Genomic DNA, 15,185 nt, shown 5'->3' on the forward strand with positions numbered 1-15,185 from the left:
GTTTTGTGTTTCTGGATTCAATTGGTAAAAATTAATTCTTGTTATAATGATAATATTCAATGAAATAAAGTTGCTCTTCATGATGGTCGCCTTGTTACTGACCAATTGTGGTATGGCCCAAGATAGCAGGCCAAATATTTTAGTCGTTCTATGTGATGATTTAGGATATAACGATGTTGGGTTCAATGGGTCTAAGGATATTAAAACGCCAGAATTGGATAAATTGGCCCATGGTGGTACTATCTTCACTTCAGCCTATGTGGCCCACCCCTTTTGTGGACCAAGTCGCTCTGCAATCCTAACGGGCAGGTACCCCCATTTCACGGGCACTGCTTATAATTTATTTCAAAATAGCAGTGAGGAAGATGAGGATAATATGGGGGTTCCCATAGAAGAAACCTTTATGTCCAAAATATTGCAGGAAGCGGGGTATTATACCAGCGCTGTTGGTAAATGGCACTTGGGTGCTGCGCCTAAATTCCATCCTAACAAAAGAGGATTCGATAATTTTTATGGATTTCTAGGAGGCGGACACGATTATTTCCCTGAGAAATACCGGAAAGTGTATCAAGAACAGGTAAATGCGGGTAATAAAAATATCCGAGACTATCTACTTCCCTTGGAACACAATGGCAAACCCGCTGAAGAATCGGAATATTTGACGGACGCTTTTTCTAGAGAAGCAATACGTGATATTAAAACTGCAACCGAAAACAAGAAACCTTTTTTTGTCTATCTAGCTTATAATGCACCACATGTTCCCTTGCAAGCGAAATCCGAGGACCTAAAAAAGTTTGAGAATATCAAGGATACGGATCGGCGCACGTATGCCGCTATGGTTTATGCCGTAGACCGTGGAGTTGGCCAAATTGTAAAAACGTTAAAAGAAACAAATCAATACGAGAATACACTAATTGTATTTATGAGTGATAATGGGGGTAATACCGATCATGGAGCAGATAATTATCCGCTTAAGGGAACCAAAGGAGATACTTGGGAGGGCGGTTATCGCGTGCCGATGTTTTTCCATTGGCCAAAAAAAATAAAAGGGAGCCAGTTTTTTGATTTTCCTGTATCCGCACTCGATCTATATCCCACTTTTGTTCAATTAGCAAAGACCAAAGTTTCCAATGACAAGAAATTGGATGGCAAGGATATAATGGCCGGCGTCCTGGCCGGAACAGATTCCTATAAAAACCAAATGATCTATTCTCTGCGTTACCGCGAAGGGTATTCCGATGTTGGGGGTAGACAAGGTGACTGGAAAATAACCCGTATGGCTAACGAGCCTTGGGGGTTATTTAATATTAAGGAAGATATTGGCGAAAAGAAGAATTTAAGCGGAAAATTTCCAGAGCGCTTGGAAAAAATGGTTTCCGAAACCGAAAAGTGGACCAAAGATTTCGTTCGTCCTCTATGGTACTATTCCGTTAAAGATCAAGAATATTGGAACGATGGTAGAATGCCGAGGTATGAGGAGACCTTCGAAATATCTAAGTTGGTTACACATCCGAATAAAAACTAAAACTAACAGGTATAGCGATCAGTTTACCTTAGTTATTTAATATACCTATATATAGAGGAGCCGTAATGCTTCCTTTCATTACCCCTTAAAGTTTCAAGTTTAGGTAAGGCCAAGCAGGTTGGCAGAAAAATAGTAAGCGATCAGTCCTGTTTTTGAGCGTTCATAAATTGGATTGCTTCATTTTTTATTGCCATTCCGGAAGACCTGAAAATTTCAAAATTGTTGAATCTTTCTGCCTTTTAATTTGTTTTTGAATCCCTCTGCCTAAATGTAGTTGACGATGTCTTAGATTTTATACCAGAAAATCTCACTTGGGTAAAATAGTGCTACCTACGGTTAAATTTCGCAAATATCAACCCTTGTTTTTGCACTTATTTTGTATAAGGGCATTGAAGATTATCATATTGGCAATAGGCCGATATAATTATAAAAACGTATTGCTTTCTTGTCCATTAAGAATAATAACCTGTCTGTTATATTATATATAGACCATTACAGAAAAGTGAGAGTGCAGTAACACCCTCGATTATTTCATGCAGTGCATGAGATTAAGTTAAAATCCCGTTGACGTGGGGCATGTTTAAATCTAACTAAATCAAATTATGAAAATTAAATGGTTAACCAATGTGGGAGGCAAAGGCTCTCCAATCAAAAAGTTGCACATTCTGAAATTAACTGCAACTATTTTCTTGACAATTACGGCTAATGCGAACCATTCTAGAGTAGAACTAGGATATTCTGAAGCCGATAAAGTAGTGATTGAAAAAATACAACAAACCATCACAGGGGCAGTTTCGGATGCTATGGGGCCACTTCCTGGTGTTAGTATTGTGATCAAGGGTACATCACAAGGAACTACGACAGATTTTGATGGGAATTATAGCATTGAAGTAGCCGACAATTCGGCCGTACTGGTATTCTCCTATATTGGCTATTCCGCTCAGGAAATTCCTGTGGGGAGTAATTCGGTCATCAACGTAACCCTTTCGGAGGACGCTTCCGAACTAGATGAGGTGGTTGTCTTGGGATATACCACTAGAAAAAAGGGCGAGCTTACAGGCTCGGTCAGCACGGTTAGTTCCGAAGAAATAGAAAAATCAGGGAATAAGGATCTGGCCAAATCCCTTTCTGGAAGGGTTCCAGGTTTAATTATTTCAGATAGAGGAGGATTGCCAGGTTCCACTGATGGGAATGATATTACGCTTTTAATTAGGGGTAAATCAACCCTAAATAATAACTCCCCACTAATCCTTATAGATGGTATTACGGCTAGCAGTTTTTCCCATTTAGCGCCACAGGATATTGAATCCTTGACGGTCTTAAAAGATGGGGCCGCTGCCATATACGGAGCTCGGGCAGCCAATGGAGTTATATTGATTACAACTAAAAGAGGTAAGTCTGGGAAGCCAAGTGTCACTTTCAGTTCCTCCTATAACGTTTCTAGCTTTTCTTCCACCCCAGATTTAATGTCATCAGAGGAATATGCAATTTATAACAATGAAATTGCCCAAAGAAATAATACACCTTTGCCTTTTACACAGGAAGATATTAGTAATTATGCTTCGGGCACGGATCCAATCAATTATCCGAATACGGATTGGGCAGATCTTACATTTGCCAAATCTTCACCGGAATCCAGGAATTCACTTTCTATTTCGGGTGGTAGTGAACACGTAAACTATTTTGTAAGTGGTGACTTAGTGGAGCAGGTGGGAATGTATCATTCAGGAGATTTAAATTTTAAGCAAAAACAAGTACGTTCCAATATCGACATTAACTTAACTAATAATTTTTCTATAGGGGTAGATCTATCCGGTAGATTTGGGGATAGAAATCAGCCAGGAGTAAGCGAATCTGAAATATATAGTAGAATCAATACCAATGAGCCTACAGAAGTAGGTATTTATCCCAACGGATTACCTGGATGGGGTGGTGAAAATGGTGCGAACCCCTATATTATGTCTACCAATGAGTCAGGTTTTGAAAAGAGAATTGATAATGAGCTTCGGGGTAAATTTTCCTTCGATTGGAATTTAGACAACGTAATAGGAGGTTTAAGGGCCAAAGGTTTTGCTGGGGTAACCAGAATGAACAATGATATAAAATCATGGTATACTCCTTGGACAGTGTATACCTTTCAGGAAGGAACTGAGGAATATATACCCTCCCAAGGTTTCGCTCAGGGCGAAGGCAGACAACGGACGTTACGTGAAAGTTTTTGGAAATTTGACGAGCTGCTGCTCAATGGAACATTGTATTATTCCAAAATCTTAGGTGATGATCACTCAATTAGTAGTTTTGTAGGTATTGAGCAATCCACTTCAAACCAGCGTAATTTCTGGGCAGAGCGCAGAGGGTTTCCAACGGACGATCATCCCGAATTATTTGCAGGAAGTGACGACGGGCAACAATCCTATGGGGAATCCCAAGAATGGGGTCGGTTAAATTATTTTGGTTCAGTTTCTTACGATTTTAAGAAAAAATATTTTATTGATTTTACAATACGTCATGATGGTTCCAGCAATTTTGGGCCTGGAAAAAGATTCGGAACATTTCCTAGTGTCGCTGGTGCCTGGGCAATACACCAAGAGTCTTTTATGGAAAATGTTGAATGGTTAAATTCCTTGAAATTAAGGGCGTCTTGGGCTAAAATGGGGAATGACCGTATAGCTCCGTTCCAGTATTTGACCCGTTACAATTATGGCGGTCCTACCGATAACCCACAACCAAACTATGCTGTTTTTGGTTCGCCAGGGGTCAGTTATAACGGTTATACAAGTGCCAATGTTCCAAACCCCAATATTACTTGGGAAACAGCGTACATGAAGAATTTAGGGCTAAGTTTCACCATGTTCAGCAATAAATTGTCAGGTGATATCAATTATTTCTACCAAAAGAGGGAGGATATTTTGGTGACAAGGGCTGCTGCAATACCGGATGCTGCAGGGATTACCCTACCTGCAGAGAACATTGGTAAAGTAGATAATTTTGGAATGGAATTGGAGTTGGGATGGCGAGATCAGATCAATGACAATTTAAGTTATAACATTGGGGCCAACTTTACACAGGCCAAAAACGAAGTGGTTTATTTGGCCGAGGCCGCAGATGTTCCTGAGTGGCGAAAAAGGGAGGGCCATTCCATGGATTCCTACATCACTTATCCTACCGCTGGAATATTTCGTGACCAGGCACAGGTCGATGCCACCGCTGTCAAGTTGGCTGGTACCATAGAAGGAGAACCTATTTATTTGGATACCGATGGCAATGGTTCAATCGATGCCAATGATAGAATCAGGGCCTATTCCTCAAATGTTCCTGAAATTCAGTTCGGTATTTTCGGAGGCTTCAATTATAGAGATTTTGATTTTAGTTTCTTGTTTCAGGGACAGGCCGAGGCCGAAATGTTGATATTCTTTGAACGTCCAGGTGCTCGCCCAGATTTCCTTTTTAACGAAAGATGGACCCCGGAAAACAGAAATGCAAGATATCCGAGGGCTTATAATACCGGAGATAATTATAGCGCAAACCAAAGCGGGAGCGCAGCAAATTTCGAAGGAGCCGATCTATGGCTTCATGACGCTTCTTTCGTAAGATTAAAGCAGGTGGAATTGGGTTATACTTTTCGTAAGGAAGATATTAAACTTGGAGATTTAAAAGTGTTCTTAAGAGGTTACAATATCCTTACCATGTTCTCGGATGTTGCCGATCTAGGTCTAGATCCGGAAGCCAATGGTTATTATGACTTTAGACAGAGCACCTATCCATCTTTACAAACCTATACCTTGGGGCTTAACTTTAGTTTTTAAGGAAAAAGGTTAATGATATATCATGAAAATCAAAATTAAGAAGATAACAATAAAACATAAGGATATGAAAAATCTAAGATTAGCATATATATGGGTGGTTTTAGCCCTTGTTGTAGGCGCCGGGTGTGAGGATGTATTGGATACAGAAGCATCCGATGCCTTCGCAGAAGATCTAATATACAGTGATTCCGATCAAGTTGAAAGACTGGTCTTTCCAGTATACAATAGTACGGAGAGTTGGGGTTTAAACAAATTTCAATGGTGGTCCAGAAGATTTAATATTGAAGTTGGTTCCTTTGAGGCTAGATTTAATTTTAATGATCTAGATCAACTTAGGTTGAGAGCAGGATGGACTCCGAGTAATGTGGGTGTTTTGGGAGAAAAGTGGAGCAATTATTGGAGTTATGTAAGACTTGCTAATGAATTTCTGGACAAGATTGATGATTCTGAAGCCATGCAAAGCGACCCTGAAAAAGTAAGTCTTCTTAAGGCGGAAATGAAATTTTTAAGGGCGAATATTTATACTAAATTAATTAAGTATTATGGGGGAGTGCCTATTTTGGAAAATGCCTTAGGACTTGATGATAATTTTGATTTGGTGCGTAACAGTTATGAGGAATGTGTAGATTTCATTGTAAAAGAATTGGACGAGGCAGCAGCCGTACTTCCAGAAACAAGACCGGCAAGTGAATTTGGCAGAGCTACTAAATTGGCAGCCTTGGCTGTAAAATCCAGAACTTTATTGTATGCAGCAAGTGAGCTGCATGACCCAAGCACTGCGCCTAACGGGCCACTATACGATTATACCAAATCCACCAAGTGGCAAGACGCGGCCAATGCGGCTAAAGCGGTTATTGATCTTGTTGGTGCTAGAGACTTGATTACAGTTTCGGATGCCACGGAGTATCATGATTTATTTTTATCCCCAAATCAGGATATACTGTTTGCAAGAGCTTTTAGCGGTGCCTATTACGATTTTGGAACAGATGCTAATTCCCTTTGGAATCAGACCCAGGCCCCAAGTGGCTATGGTGGGTGGGCATTGTCTTCGCCGAACCATAATTTTGCCCTTCTTTATAATATGGCCGATGGGACTAGTACTTCTGAGGGAGGATATGACCCTGCTAACCCTAACGAAAATAGAGAAATAAGGTATTATGCAGATCTTAATTTTAATGGCGCTCAATTTAGAGGACGTGATGTCCAATATTATTTGTCGGAGGATGTGAATGCTAATCCTCACGGATTAGATTCCCCCCAAGGCCTGGGAAATACGGGTCACTCCTCTAAAACGGGATATAATATTAGAAAATTTCAAGATGAAAGCGTGGGGTTGACCGATGTCTCTCCTAGTCGTCCTTATATCCTATATCGTTTGGCAGAAATTTATTTGAACTATGCTGAAGCGCAGTATCATTTGGGAGAAGAGGGTATTGCCCGTGAGTTTGTCAGTAAAGTATCTACAAGGGCCCTTCAACCTGCAATTACTTCATCTGGAACAGAATTGCTGGAGGACATAAAAAGGGAAAGACGCGTGGAGCTTGCATTTGAGGGACATAATTTCTTCGACGAAAGAAGGTGGATGAATGTAGATAATTTAGGCTTTGATGTAAAGGGACTTAAATGGACTAAAGCTATCGATGGAACAGTGACCAATGAAGAGTATACCGTGGTTAATAGACCCTGGTTCGCGCGTCAATACTATTTGCCCATTCCTGCTTCCGAAGTGGAAAAATCCCCTTCCATGGTTCAGAATGAAGGTTATTGATTAATCCATTTGGAATCGCCGCAAATACCTAGTGTCTTATTAAGATCAGGTGAATTTAAGAAAATAAGTTTAGTTTAATTTGAGTTAGTTCAAAAGCCATCCAATAATTTTTGGATGGCTTTTTATTGGTAAACCTTTCTGGAATGTGTGATGGGCATTTTAATTCAAAAATCGTTTGGTGGTTTGTTGTTTATGGTTTAATATTTTGATATTGAGATTATGAAGTTGTTTTATTTATGAAAGAATGATGTAGAACTGATTCATAAAAAATTATAATGTTATAACTCGAAATGTTTACATCACGGTAAATATCGAGTTGTTTTTTTCATTAGTGTTTGGACTAGCGCACATTGCATAAGGAAGGTACAATCCCAGTTCTTGGTTTATTGCATGATCAAGTAATTTATTAGAAGTTGATATTCGAGAATTTTGTTTTTCTAAGCCCTCTGAAATGCATTCGAGTTACCATTTGATTCTTTCTTAGTTCTTATTCAGAGTAAGGAGCATTTCATTAAAAAGAACACTAGTTACTGCTACAAGCAAAATCTTAAGTCTTTCCACTATCATATACTTCCAGATGATAATTGCGTGTTGCGTAATTCTAACCGTTTTCAAAGAATCGTTGTCAATCCCTCAAATAATATTGTTTTTTTTAGTTAAAATTTTCTGGTTTTTCTTTCAGTGCTATCTGCTTCTCTAATTTGAAGAAAACTATAAAGCGAATATCATGGAAGAAAACGAAAACGTAGTGGGTCTCCTATCCGATATCAAAGGTCTGTTGTCCCACACCAAGAAAGTAATGAACGTAGAGGATCTGGCCGCATACACCGGACTCTCCAAAAGCAAGATCTACAAACTGACGCAGCTAAAGCTTATCCCTATGGGCAACAATCGCCATATCCGCCAGAAATTCTTTGACAAGGATACCATCGATGCCTGGTTGTTGGGGGAACCCGATCTATCGGACGAGACCTTGGAACACCGTTTCAATGAGTCCCTAATCAAGAACAAGAGATAATTTCTCTGGTATGAAAACTACGGTGAGAAATTTTCAGGGGATCTGGATACCCAGATCGATCTACCTGAACACGGAGGTGAACTGGTACGCAAAGATCTTGTTCCTGGAGATACACAGCTTTACCGAAAACGGTATGGAGTGCTACATGTCCAATAAGTATATCGCTTCCTTTCTAAATATTTCCGAACGACAGGTCACCAGGTACATTTCCCGACTAAAGTCATTGGGCTGGATAGAGGAAACCTCCTTTAATGGAAGAAAGCGCTACCTGAGAAGTATGTTGTATTTTGAATATGACACTGGCGACCCTGACCAGACAGTACTTTCATGGGAGTCTGGACACTTTTGACTGGGCGGCATGGACATAAGTGTCTAACATATAAAACAAGTAATAAAAAAAGATAAAAAAACAATTTAGCTCTAAACAGAGAGAAAGAAAATTGAAATCCGATATCGAAATACTTTAGTTGGAAAATGGATGGTCAAATTAATTTTGTAAAGTCAAACGGAATGAAAACCGCTACGCGCTCCAGAGCTTTTAAAAAAAGAATTTTTAAGCCGGAAAAGAATAGTATGCCTATGCCGATCTTGATTTCGGAGTGGACGCTGCAAATAAGAGTTTCTTAGGGCATTTTTAAAGGTATCAGAACCAAGGTCCCGAATTTCAAAATGTGTAGAACATATCGCTTAAAAAAGGGCTGCTCACTTCAGATCCTGATCAAATGCTAACGGAACTTTGAAAACCTTTGGACAAAAACACATTTCACCACCAATTTGAGCCTTTCCCATATATGGGACCGCTACGGAACACAGATATCGAATAGGTTCATAAGTATGTTCAACCTTTTAAAGATGGTCGGACAGAGTCTAGAACATAGCTGATGAAAGATAAAAGAGGACCAATTGGAGTTTATGTACTGTTTGGTAAGGACATTAAAAAATCATTACTAGGGAGAAGCTTTTTAGAAGTTTTAAAGAAGGTCTTCCGCTGCGAAGTAAAACGGAGCAAAGGAATAGCAAGAGGGTAACGGGCCAAGGCCACGTTACGAAAATTAAGTTGTTGATTTTCAGTGAATTGAAAATTGTTTTACTTCTAAATCTGGAAAAATTTGCGACAAACGGCCTGTAAACGCCCATTTTTAGGGGAGAATTTGCGACAAAACAGAAAATTATGAAACCATTTATAGGTATTCGTTTTAAGAAAGATACAGCAAAGCAGTTCCAAACGTTTTCGAGGCGATATTTCAAGACCCATACGGAGGCCTTGCAGACGATGTTGGATTTCTTTGTCCATAACGAGATTTCCCCAAAGGAATCTCTTGGTCCCAATGGGAGGACCATAACTAACCTGATCAAGAAGAGGTTTGATGCGATGGCCGCCATAATGAAGAATATGGAAAAGAATGGAGTACTTCCGACAAAGGCCATGATAGAACTTTTATTTGAACACTCGCCACGAAAGAAACGGGGGCAAGCTCCCTTGTTATTGGAGGGTGGGGAAGACGATCCAGAAAGGGATAGATTCTTTAAAAAGGTGGAGGAGGCCCTTGTCATAGAAAGGAAAAATACCAATCTTAAACGTGACCTAAGGCAGAACAGGGCAGAATTTATTGCTCTTTTGAACAAAGTGCAATTCGTAAAGAGCAGTTTTGGAAAGTCCAGATTACAATTGGACATGGCCCTTGAAGAGTTTGAAAAGCTTAAAATAAAAATAGAAAAAGAATTGCAATAGGATAGCCCTAATGGATGATTCTGAAAAACGAATCCAGTCCCTGCGGAAGTTAAAAAACCTCTGGGTTTTCCAACCTCCTAGGGGCCCGCTCATAAAAGCCTATGGCGTAGAAAGAACGCCCTAGGCCTTTATCCTTGCCAACGCACGGTTATTGCCATGGAAAAAAAATGACGTTCCAAATTTATCTAGGCAAGTGCGCCCTATCCGATTTTTGCTTTACGATTATCTGCCTGAACACTACAAAAATCGGAAAGGATCCACGCGCAAAGTTTAAGGGTAAGTATTTGGGACAATTCGTTTCAACTTTAATACATGTCTTTGAATTCACTTTGCTAGCTACGTAATCAAAATCGGTCAAAGCAGCAAAGCCGCTGCATCGTCAAGTACGGTACTCCCCAATTCCTTTAAATAGACTTGAGTAGTAGTTAAGTCTTTATGCCCCAATGATTCACCAATAACATCTGTAGCTACTCCCTTTTGTTTTAAACAATTGGCAAAACTATGTCGTGCTACATAACTTGACAAAGATTTGTTTATGTCACAGAGGCGGGCTATTTCTTTTAAGTCCCTATTATATTTGGCCAGGGTCTTCTTTTTGCGATTATCAATTTGGGCCGGAGTTAGACCATCCTTTAATAGTATGGGAAACACGTATTTAGTAGGTAAAGAATGTTGATTGTAATAATTGAGGATTTCTCGCACTGGCGGTAGAATAGTAATTACAAACCTGCCCTTGGTTTTATTTCGAATATAAGAAACGGTGGTTGCATCAACGTCTTGCCATTTGAGAACCATCATATCGGTATAATTCATCCCCCTGGTATAAAAGCTGAATACAAAATAATTTCTGGCATCCACTAAATGTGGATAACAGGATAAATCGATGTTGATAATTTTGGTTACCTGATCAAAGCCCAATGCCTTTTTAATTCCCTGACCTTTTAATTTTGAAATCTTATACGTCTTGAATGGATGGTTGATATCTCTTATGATGTTCCGCTCAATTGCCTTATTATACAATGCTCTTAATGTACGTTGTTTTATACTGATTCCGCCATCCGTTCCACCCCTAGAACGAAGCCATGCCTCATATTTATTTAAAAAAGTATTTGTAATATCCTGAAACCTTATTTTTCTAAATTTACAAAACTGTTTTATAGACTTCATGGTTTCTTCATACATGGTAGCATTCCCCATTCTACCTCCTAGTTTCATTTCTGAGATTATCTCTTCCCAGAAAGGAAATACATAATCATTTGTCGGATTGTTGTCTACTCGGAAACGTTTACTAAAATCGTCAAGATTAAAATACTCTTTTTCCATTTGAAGATCGGAGTATATTTTTAAGGCACGGTCTTTAAATTTTAGCAACAACCTATTATTCTGAATGTAATTTGAACTCTTTCTATTAAAACAACCGGAAGAAAAATTCCACTCATTTTCAGCGGTCCTAAATATGGTATTAAAGTATTTGGTTTTTCTATTTTTGGTCACCCTTAAACAAACTGGATAAGTGCCATCAGAAAATGCTTTTTTTCTTAAAACTGTTTTGATACTTGACATAATAGTTCAATAATGGGTACAACATAGGTACAACAAATGGACACTTAAAGTTATAATTAAAGAAGTTTGCTGCAAAATAAAAAATCATAAAGTATTGATAATCAGTCTATATGATGATAAATAGCGCTACATGAAAATGGATTTTAATCGTCTGTCACGCAGGGGGTCGCGGGTTCGAGTCCCGTCCTGACCGCTAAAAGCCTTCAACGCAAGTTGAGGGTTTTTTTCGTTTTAAGAAGTGTCCAATAATCCAGTTTTTGCGGATAAGTGGAATTTTGCAAATTCCTTGCTGTTCTTAATCCAAAGGGTAGAACGGTTTGTCTATTACTCCTTCATCACTGAATAAAGCAGATTTATCAGCATCTTGAAGCACCGATGTTATAAGATGGACTTTATGATTGATCAAGGCACTATCCTGAACTAACCGGATACCGTGGCTGTAATCGGCGTATGTTTCGCTGTGACGAGCGTAAACAGGCTGGATAGGGGTTCCATTTTGGTAATGCCAGCCATAGATTACAACCGGCTTGGACGAATTTTCATAGATTTTGTTGGAGATAATAACATCCTTTTTATGTCCGGCCACCAAAACTCCCAAAGACGCCTGCTTAAGGGCTTTCTTCCTTTGCCTTTGTAGTAGCATATTATGTTCCCACATAACAGGAATTGTGGTCATTTTGGGGCTAGGAGGAATGGGGGAGGGGGCCAGTTTTAATGAAGCGTTGCTCCATATTTGATCTGCCATTTGTTTGGTTGGAAGGGTGAAACCGATAGCCTTCGCAATTTTCTGGGCTAAAATAGGGGTCATTGGCATCAGGAAATAATCGGTATCGGAGCCAACAGCCAAATAATCCGGAAGAACAAAATAAGTTACAACATAAGTGGAGTCCTTGATGCTTTTTGAAAATGAAATGGGAGTCAGTTCACGTAAAAAATTGGGAACATTTCCCTTCAAAACCTCTAGGTAAATCTGTTTTTCCCTGTCCTCCACGCTTAGGGTTTCTATCCAATTTTTAAAAGTGCTGCCGGCAATGGCATCATTGGCACGAGGGGGAAGGGGTAGTTTTTGAGCCTTAAGTATCCCCGAAACGCCCATTGCTAAAAGTAAAAGCATGACGGCTGACTTGTTTAATGCCGAATAAGAAGGGTTGTTCATTTCTGGATAGACGTATTTACGTGTGTGTTTTCTCTAAATTTTTAGGTTCCAAAACCTCTCACATATTTCAAGTTTGATCAATTTTAATGTTTGCGAACTCTTACCTATGCCATTATTGTTTATTTTGGAACATATTGTAATAATAGGTGGCAGCGGCCAAATCTTCCAAGGCATGCCCTACCGACTTAAACATCGTAATTTCCTCATCGTTCTTCCTGCCATGTTTTTTTTGGGAAGTGAGTTCAAACAAATCGGCCTTGATATCCGTCTCTTTCAAAACTCCACTTTTTAATGGAATAACAATGTCCCCACTTTCTTTTAAACCGCCTTGATAAGTATCTAAATACACCTCCGCTTTTTTAACCGTTTCATCATCAGCCTCCCGCATATCTACCTTATATGCTCCTACCAAATCCACATGTTGCCCGGGTTGTAGATATTTTCCCAAAACAAGGGGTGTTTTGGATAAGGTGGCCGAGGATATAATATCGACTTCAGTAATTTTATCCTCAATTGCTTTTATGGGTTGAATATGGAAGGGTACATTCTTTAGTTTCTCGCATATGCTCATGGCCTTGGAATAATCCCTCCCCCATATATAGACCGTTTTTAATGGACGTACACTGGCATGGGCCAATATTAAATTGGGAGAAAGGGCTCCCGTGCCGATCATTAATAAGGAGCTGGAATTTTCCCTTGATAAATATTGTGAGGCCAAAGCAGAGGCAGCGGCCGTTCTTTTTACGGTTAAGCTTTTGGCCTCCAAAAGTCCAAGGATGCCGCCCTTTAGTGCATCCAGATAAATATACGTACCCTGAATGGCCGGAAGGTTAAACAGGCCATTTTTAGGACTCACAGTAGCGATTTTTACTCCTGCCTGTTTTCCAGGCTTCCAAGCAGGCATCAATAACAAGGTTGAATCCTCTTTTACTTCAGGATTTGGAAAATCGTGATGATGTCTCATGGGCACCATGGTATCCTGGTCGGAAAATGCGGCCTTTAGTACATTGATAAGACTGGGGAAATGGGTGTTTTGCTCTATAAAACTAGCCGGAATTTGGGTTATATTATCCATGCGGCCAAAGTTATAAAAATAAAGGAGAGTTGTGGCCGGTTAGTATTTGTTATATAGAATGCTAAGTTCTCTTGTTCTAATATTTCCGATGGATGAATGGACAATAACGAATAGATTCATGTCTAGCGGTCAAGTTTTGAACAAGACATTAATGACATTTCTTTGGAAGGGATAATCTTCAATTAATTGTTTAAAATAAAAGGGCCGGCTACATTTTTGCAGCCGGCCCCATATTAATAACAGTTATTAAAATTAATTTCTGGTTACGAGCAGTTTTTGTTGATACTCGGTTCCATTTTTATCCTTTGCTTTTACAATATAGACGCCAACAGGTAGTTCTTGTACATTCAATGGTCTACCATTATGATCAATGACACCTCCATTAATTGTTTGAACCAATTTGCCTGATATGTCATAGATATGTATTATTTCTATGGTGGTAGGCAATTCAAAACTTAATGATGTTTCGACCGATGAAGGGTTAGGTGTGATACTGAACTTGTTGGAAGGGACCACGGAATCTGCCACGGTAACTTCCTCGTCGGAATCCTTCAATGTTAAAGTGCCAGACCCGGGGATGGCAATGATTTCCAACGCGGATAACTTAGGTTGATCCACGCCTTCACTTGCATCAAAGGTCATATTTAGGACTCCATCTACAATGGTGACAGCAAAAGTTTCGGTTACTGTCGTCTGTGGTCCAACTTCTGCGTTGATATCATAATTATTCAGCACCGTTGTACCTTCCATCACAACGTCAAAGACACGTTTTCCTGTACCAGTTGCACCGCCTCCAGTTGCACCCCAATAGATCTCGGCGAAATGTAGGATTACATTGTATTCACCGTTTTCCAGTGGTATATTATAACCAAAGGTAGGCGGTAGAGCACTACGTTCGGTCTGGTACAATGTTGGCACTGTTGCACTTGGGTTTGTATACACCTTGCCGCCAGTAAAGTTTTGATCCGCAGCATATACATTTCCTTCAAAGGTCAATTCAGGTCCACCTGCATTTATTCTTAGGGCAAAGCCTTCGTTTTCCTCTGTGTTGCCAATGACCTGAACATTCTCGTACACTGCATTGGCAAGTACGCCATCGTTATGTGATGTTGTCGCCAGACCTACAAAGATACTTTGTCCCATAGGTATGGAAGCACTTCCTACCTGTACCCAGCTTCCATTGGTTTCGGATACGTAAGCCGTGAAGGTATTGCCCGAGCGTACCAACCTGAGGTAATGTGGGAATCCTCCCGGAGCCGGTGCAGGGGCGGTGTAGTTACCGCTGCCCAAGGTGGCTCCTTTGGTAGATCTGTATTGGAAGCTATATGCCGGTACCCCTGTATTGTTTGGGTTCGGAGCCATGATCATCATCGCCATTGCGGAGTTTGCATCAAGGTCGCTCCTCATCATCACCCCGGCCTTGGCCCAAATGTTGGTCTGTTCCAGGCTCATTAACTGGGCTATGATCTCCCCGTCGCCCTGTAGTTCCTGATAGACATAGTGGAACTCGTCGGCACTGCCAAAGATGTCCGCGCCCGAGGC

Annotated in this window: 11 protein-coding genes; 7 read left to right on the forward strand and 4 right to left on the reverse strand. The window is 40.1% G+C overall.

Features of this window, described 5'->3' with window-relative positions:
• Positions 1 to 46: 46 nt before the first annotated feature.
• The 7 genes from KO529_RS11235 to KO529_RS11265 all read left to right on the forward strand — a co-directional run bounded on the left by KO529_RS11235 (position 47) and on the right by KO529_RS11265 (position 9,849).
• Entirely contained in the window at positions 47 to 1,525 is a 1,479-nt protein-coding gene (locus KO529_RS11235) for a sulfatase-like hydrolase/transferase (protein ID WP_215947952.1), read from the forward strand.
• A 602-nt stretch (positions 1,526 to 2,127) separates the two neighbouring features.
• A complete protein-coding gene (locus KO529_RS11240; protein ID WP_215947953.1) occupies positions 2,128 to 5,331 on the forward strand; it encodes a SusC/RagA family TonB-linked outer membrane protein in 3,204 nt (1,067 codons plus the stop codon).
• A gap of 64 nt (positions 5,332 to 5,395) precedes the next feature.
• The gene (locus KO529_RS11245) at positions 5,396 to 7,099 is read left to right on the forward strand and encodes a RagB/SusD family nutrient uptake outer membrane protein (RefSeq protein WP_215947954.1); all 1,704 of its coding nucleotides are present in this window, start codon (positions 5,396 to 5,398) and stop codon (positions 7,097 to 7,099) included.
• Between the two features lie 727 nt (positions 7,100 to 7,826).
• Positions 7,827 to 8,117, forward strand: coding sequence for a helix-turn-helix transcriptional regulator (locus tag KO529_RS11250; protein WP_215947955.1), 291 nt, complete (start codon positions 7,827 to 7,829; stop codon positions 8,115 to 8,117).
• Between the two features lie 10 nt (positions 8,118 to 8,127).
• The gene (locus KO529_RS11255; protein WP_215947956.1) at positions 8,128 to 8,466 is read left to right on the forward strand and encodes a helix-turn-helix domain-containing protein; all 339 of its coding nucleotides are present in this window, start codon (positions 8,128 to 8,130) and stop codon (positions 8,464 to 8,466) included.
• A gap of 532 nt (positions 8,467 to 8,998) precedes the next feature.
• Positions 8,999 to 9,145: a hypothetical protein gene (locus tag KO529_RS11260; protein WP_215947957.1), complete on the forward strand. Its 147-nt coding sequence runs from the start codon at positions 8,999 to 9,001 to the stop codon at positions 9,143 to 9,145.
• 143 nt (positions 9,146 to 9,288) lie between these two features.
• On the forward strand, positions 9,289 to 9,849 hold the full coding sequence (locus KO529_RS11265) for a BfmA/BtgA family mobilization protein (RefSeq protein WP_215947958.1): 561 nt from the start codon (positions 9,289 to 9,291) through the stop codon (positions 9,847 to 9,849).
• Positions 9,850 to 10,203: 354 nt separating this feature from the next.
• Here KO529_RS11265 and KO529_RS11270 read toward each other — a convergent pair whose 3' ends face one another.
• The 4 genes from KO529_RS11270 to KO529_RS11285 all read right to left on the reverse strand — a co-directional run.
• Complete coding sequence (locus KO529_RS11270) at positions 10,204 to 11,412, reverse strand: site-specific integrase (RefSeq protein WP_215947959.1); 1,209 nt, start codon at positions 11,410 to 11,412, stop codon at positions 10,204 to 10,206.
• A 295-nt stretch (positions 11,413 to 11,707) separates the two neighbouring features.
• Positions 11,708 to 12,526 carry a hypothetical protein gene (locus KO529_RS11275; protein ID WP_215947960.1) on the reverse strand — a complete coding sequence of 273 codons (819 nt, stop codon included), beginning with the start codon at positions 12,524 to 12,526 and terminating at the stop codon, positions 11,708 to 11,710.
• Between the two features lie 154 nt (positions 12,527 to 12,680).
• On the reverse strand, positions 12,681 to 13,643 hold the full coding sequence (locus KO529_RS11280) for an ornithine cyclodeaminase family protein (RefSeq protein ID WP_215947961.1): 963 nt from the start codon (positions 13,641 to 13,643) through the stop codon (positions 12,681 to 12,683).
• A 252-nt stretch (positions 13,644 to 13,895) separates the two neighbouring features.
• The coding region (locus KO529_RS11285; protein ID WP_215947962.1) for a malectin domain-containing carbohydrate-binding protein at positions 13,896 to 15,185 on the reverse strand (1,290 nt) is incomplete at its 5' end.

The organism is Arenibacter algicola (assembly GCF_018860365.1).
Lineage (GTDB): Bacteria > Bacteroidota > Bacteroidia > Flavobacteriales > Flavobacteriaceae > Arenibacter > Arenibacter algicola_B.

What these genes read in the sequence shown, in the direction of transcription:
- KO529_RS11235 (WP_215947952.1), top strand. Translation starts at nt 47, where the DNA reads ATGATAATATTCAATGAAATAAAGTTGCTCTTCATGATGGTCGCCTTG.
- KO529_RS11240 (WP_215947953.1), top strand. Translation starts at nt 2,128, where the DNA reads ATGAAAATTAAATGGTTAACCAATGTGGGAGGCAAAGGCTCTCCAATC.
- KO529_RS11245 (WP_215947954.1), top strand. Translation starts at nt 5,396, where the DNA reads ATGAAAAATCTAAGATTAGCATATATATGGGTGGTTTTAGCCCTTGTT.
- KO529_RS11250 (WP_215947955.1), top strand. Translation starts at nt 7,827, where the DNA reads ATGGAAGAAAACGAAAACGTAGTGGGTCTCCTATCCGATATCAAAGGT.
- KO529_RS11255 (WP_215947956.1), top strand. Translation starts at nt 8,128, where the DNA reads ATGAAAACTACGGTGAGAAATTTTCAGGGGATCTGGATACCCAGATCG.
- KO529_RS11260 (WP_215947957.1), top strand. Translation starts at nt 8,999, where the DNA reads ATGAAAGATAAAAGAGGACCAATTGGAGTTTATGTACTGTTTGGTAAG.
- KO529_RS11265 (WP_215947958.1), top strand. Translation starts at nt 9,289, where the DNA reads ATGAAACCATTTATAGGTATTCGTTTTAAGAAAGATACAGCAAAGCAG.
- KO529_RS11270 (WP_215947959.1), bottom strand. Translation starts at nt 11,412, where the DNA reads ATGTCAAGTATCAAAACAGTTTTAAGAAAAAAAGCATTTTCTGATGGC.
- KO529_RS11275 (WP_215947960.1), bottom strand. Translation starts at nt 12,526, where the DNA reads ATGCTTTTACTTTTAGCAATGGGCGTTTCGGGGATACTTAAGGCTCAA.
- KO529_RS11280 (WP_215947961.1), bottom strand. Translation starts at nt 13,643, where the DNA reads ATGGATAATATAACCCAAATTCCGGCTAGTTTTATAGAGCAAAACACC.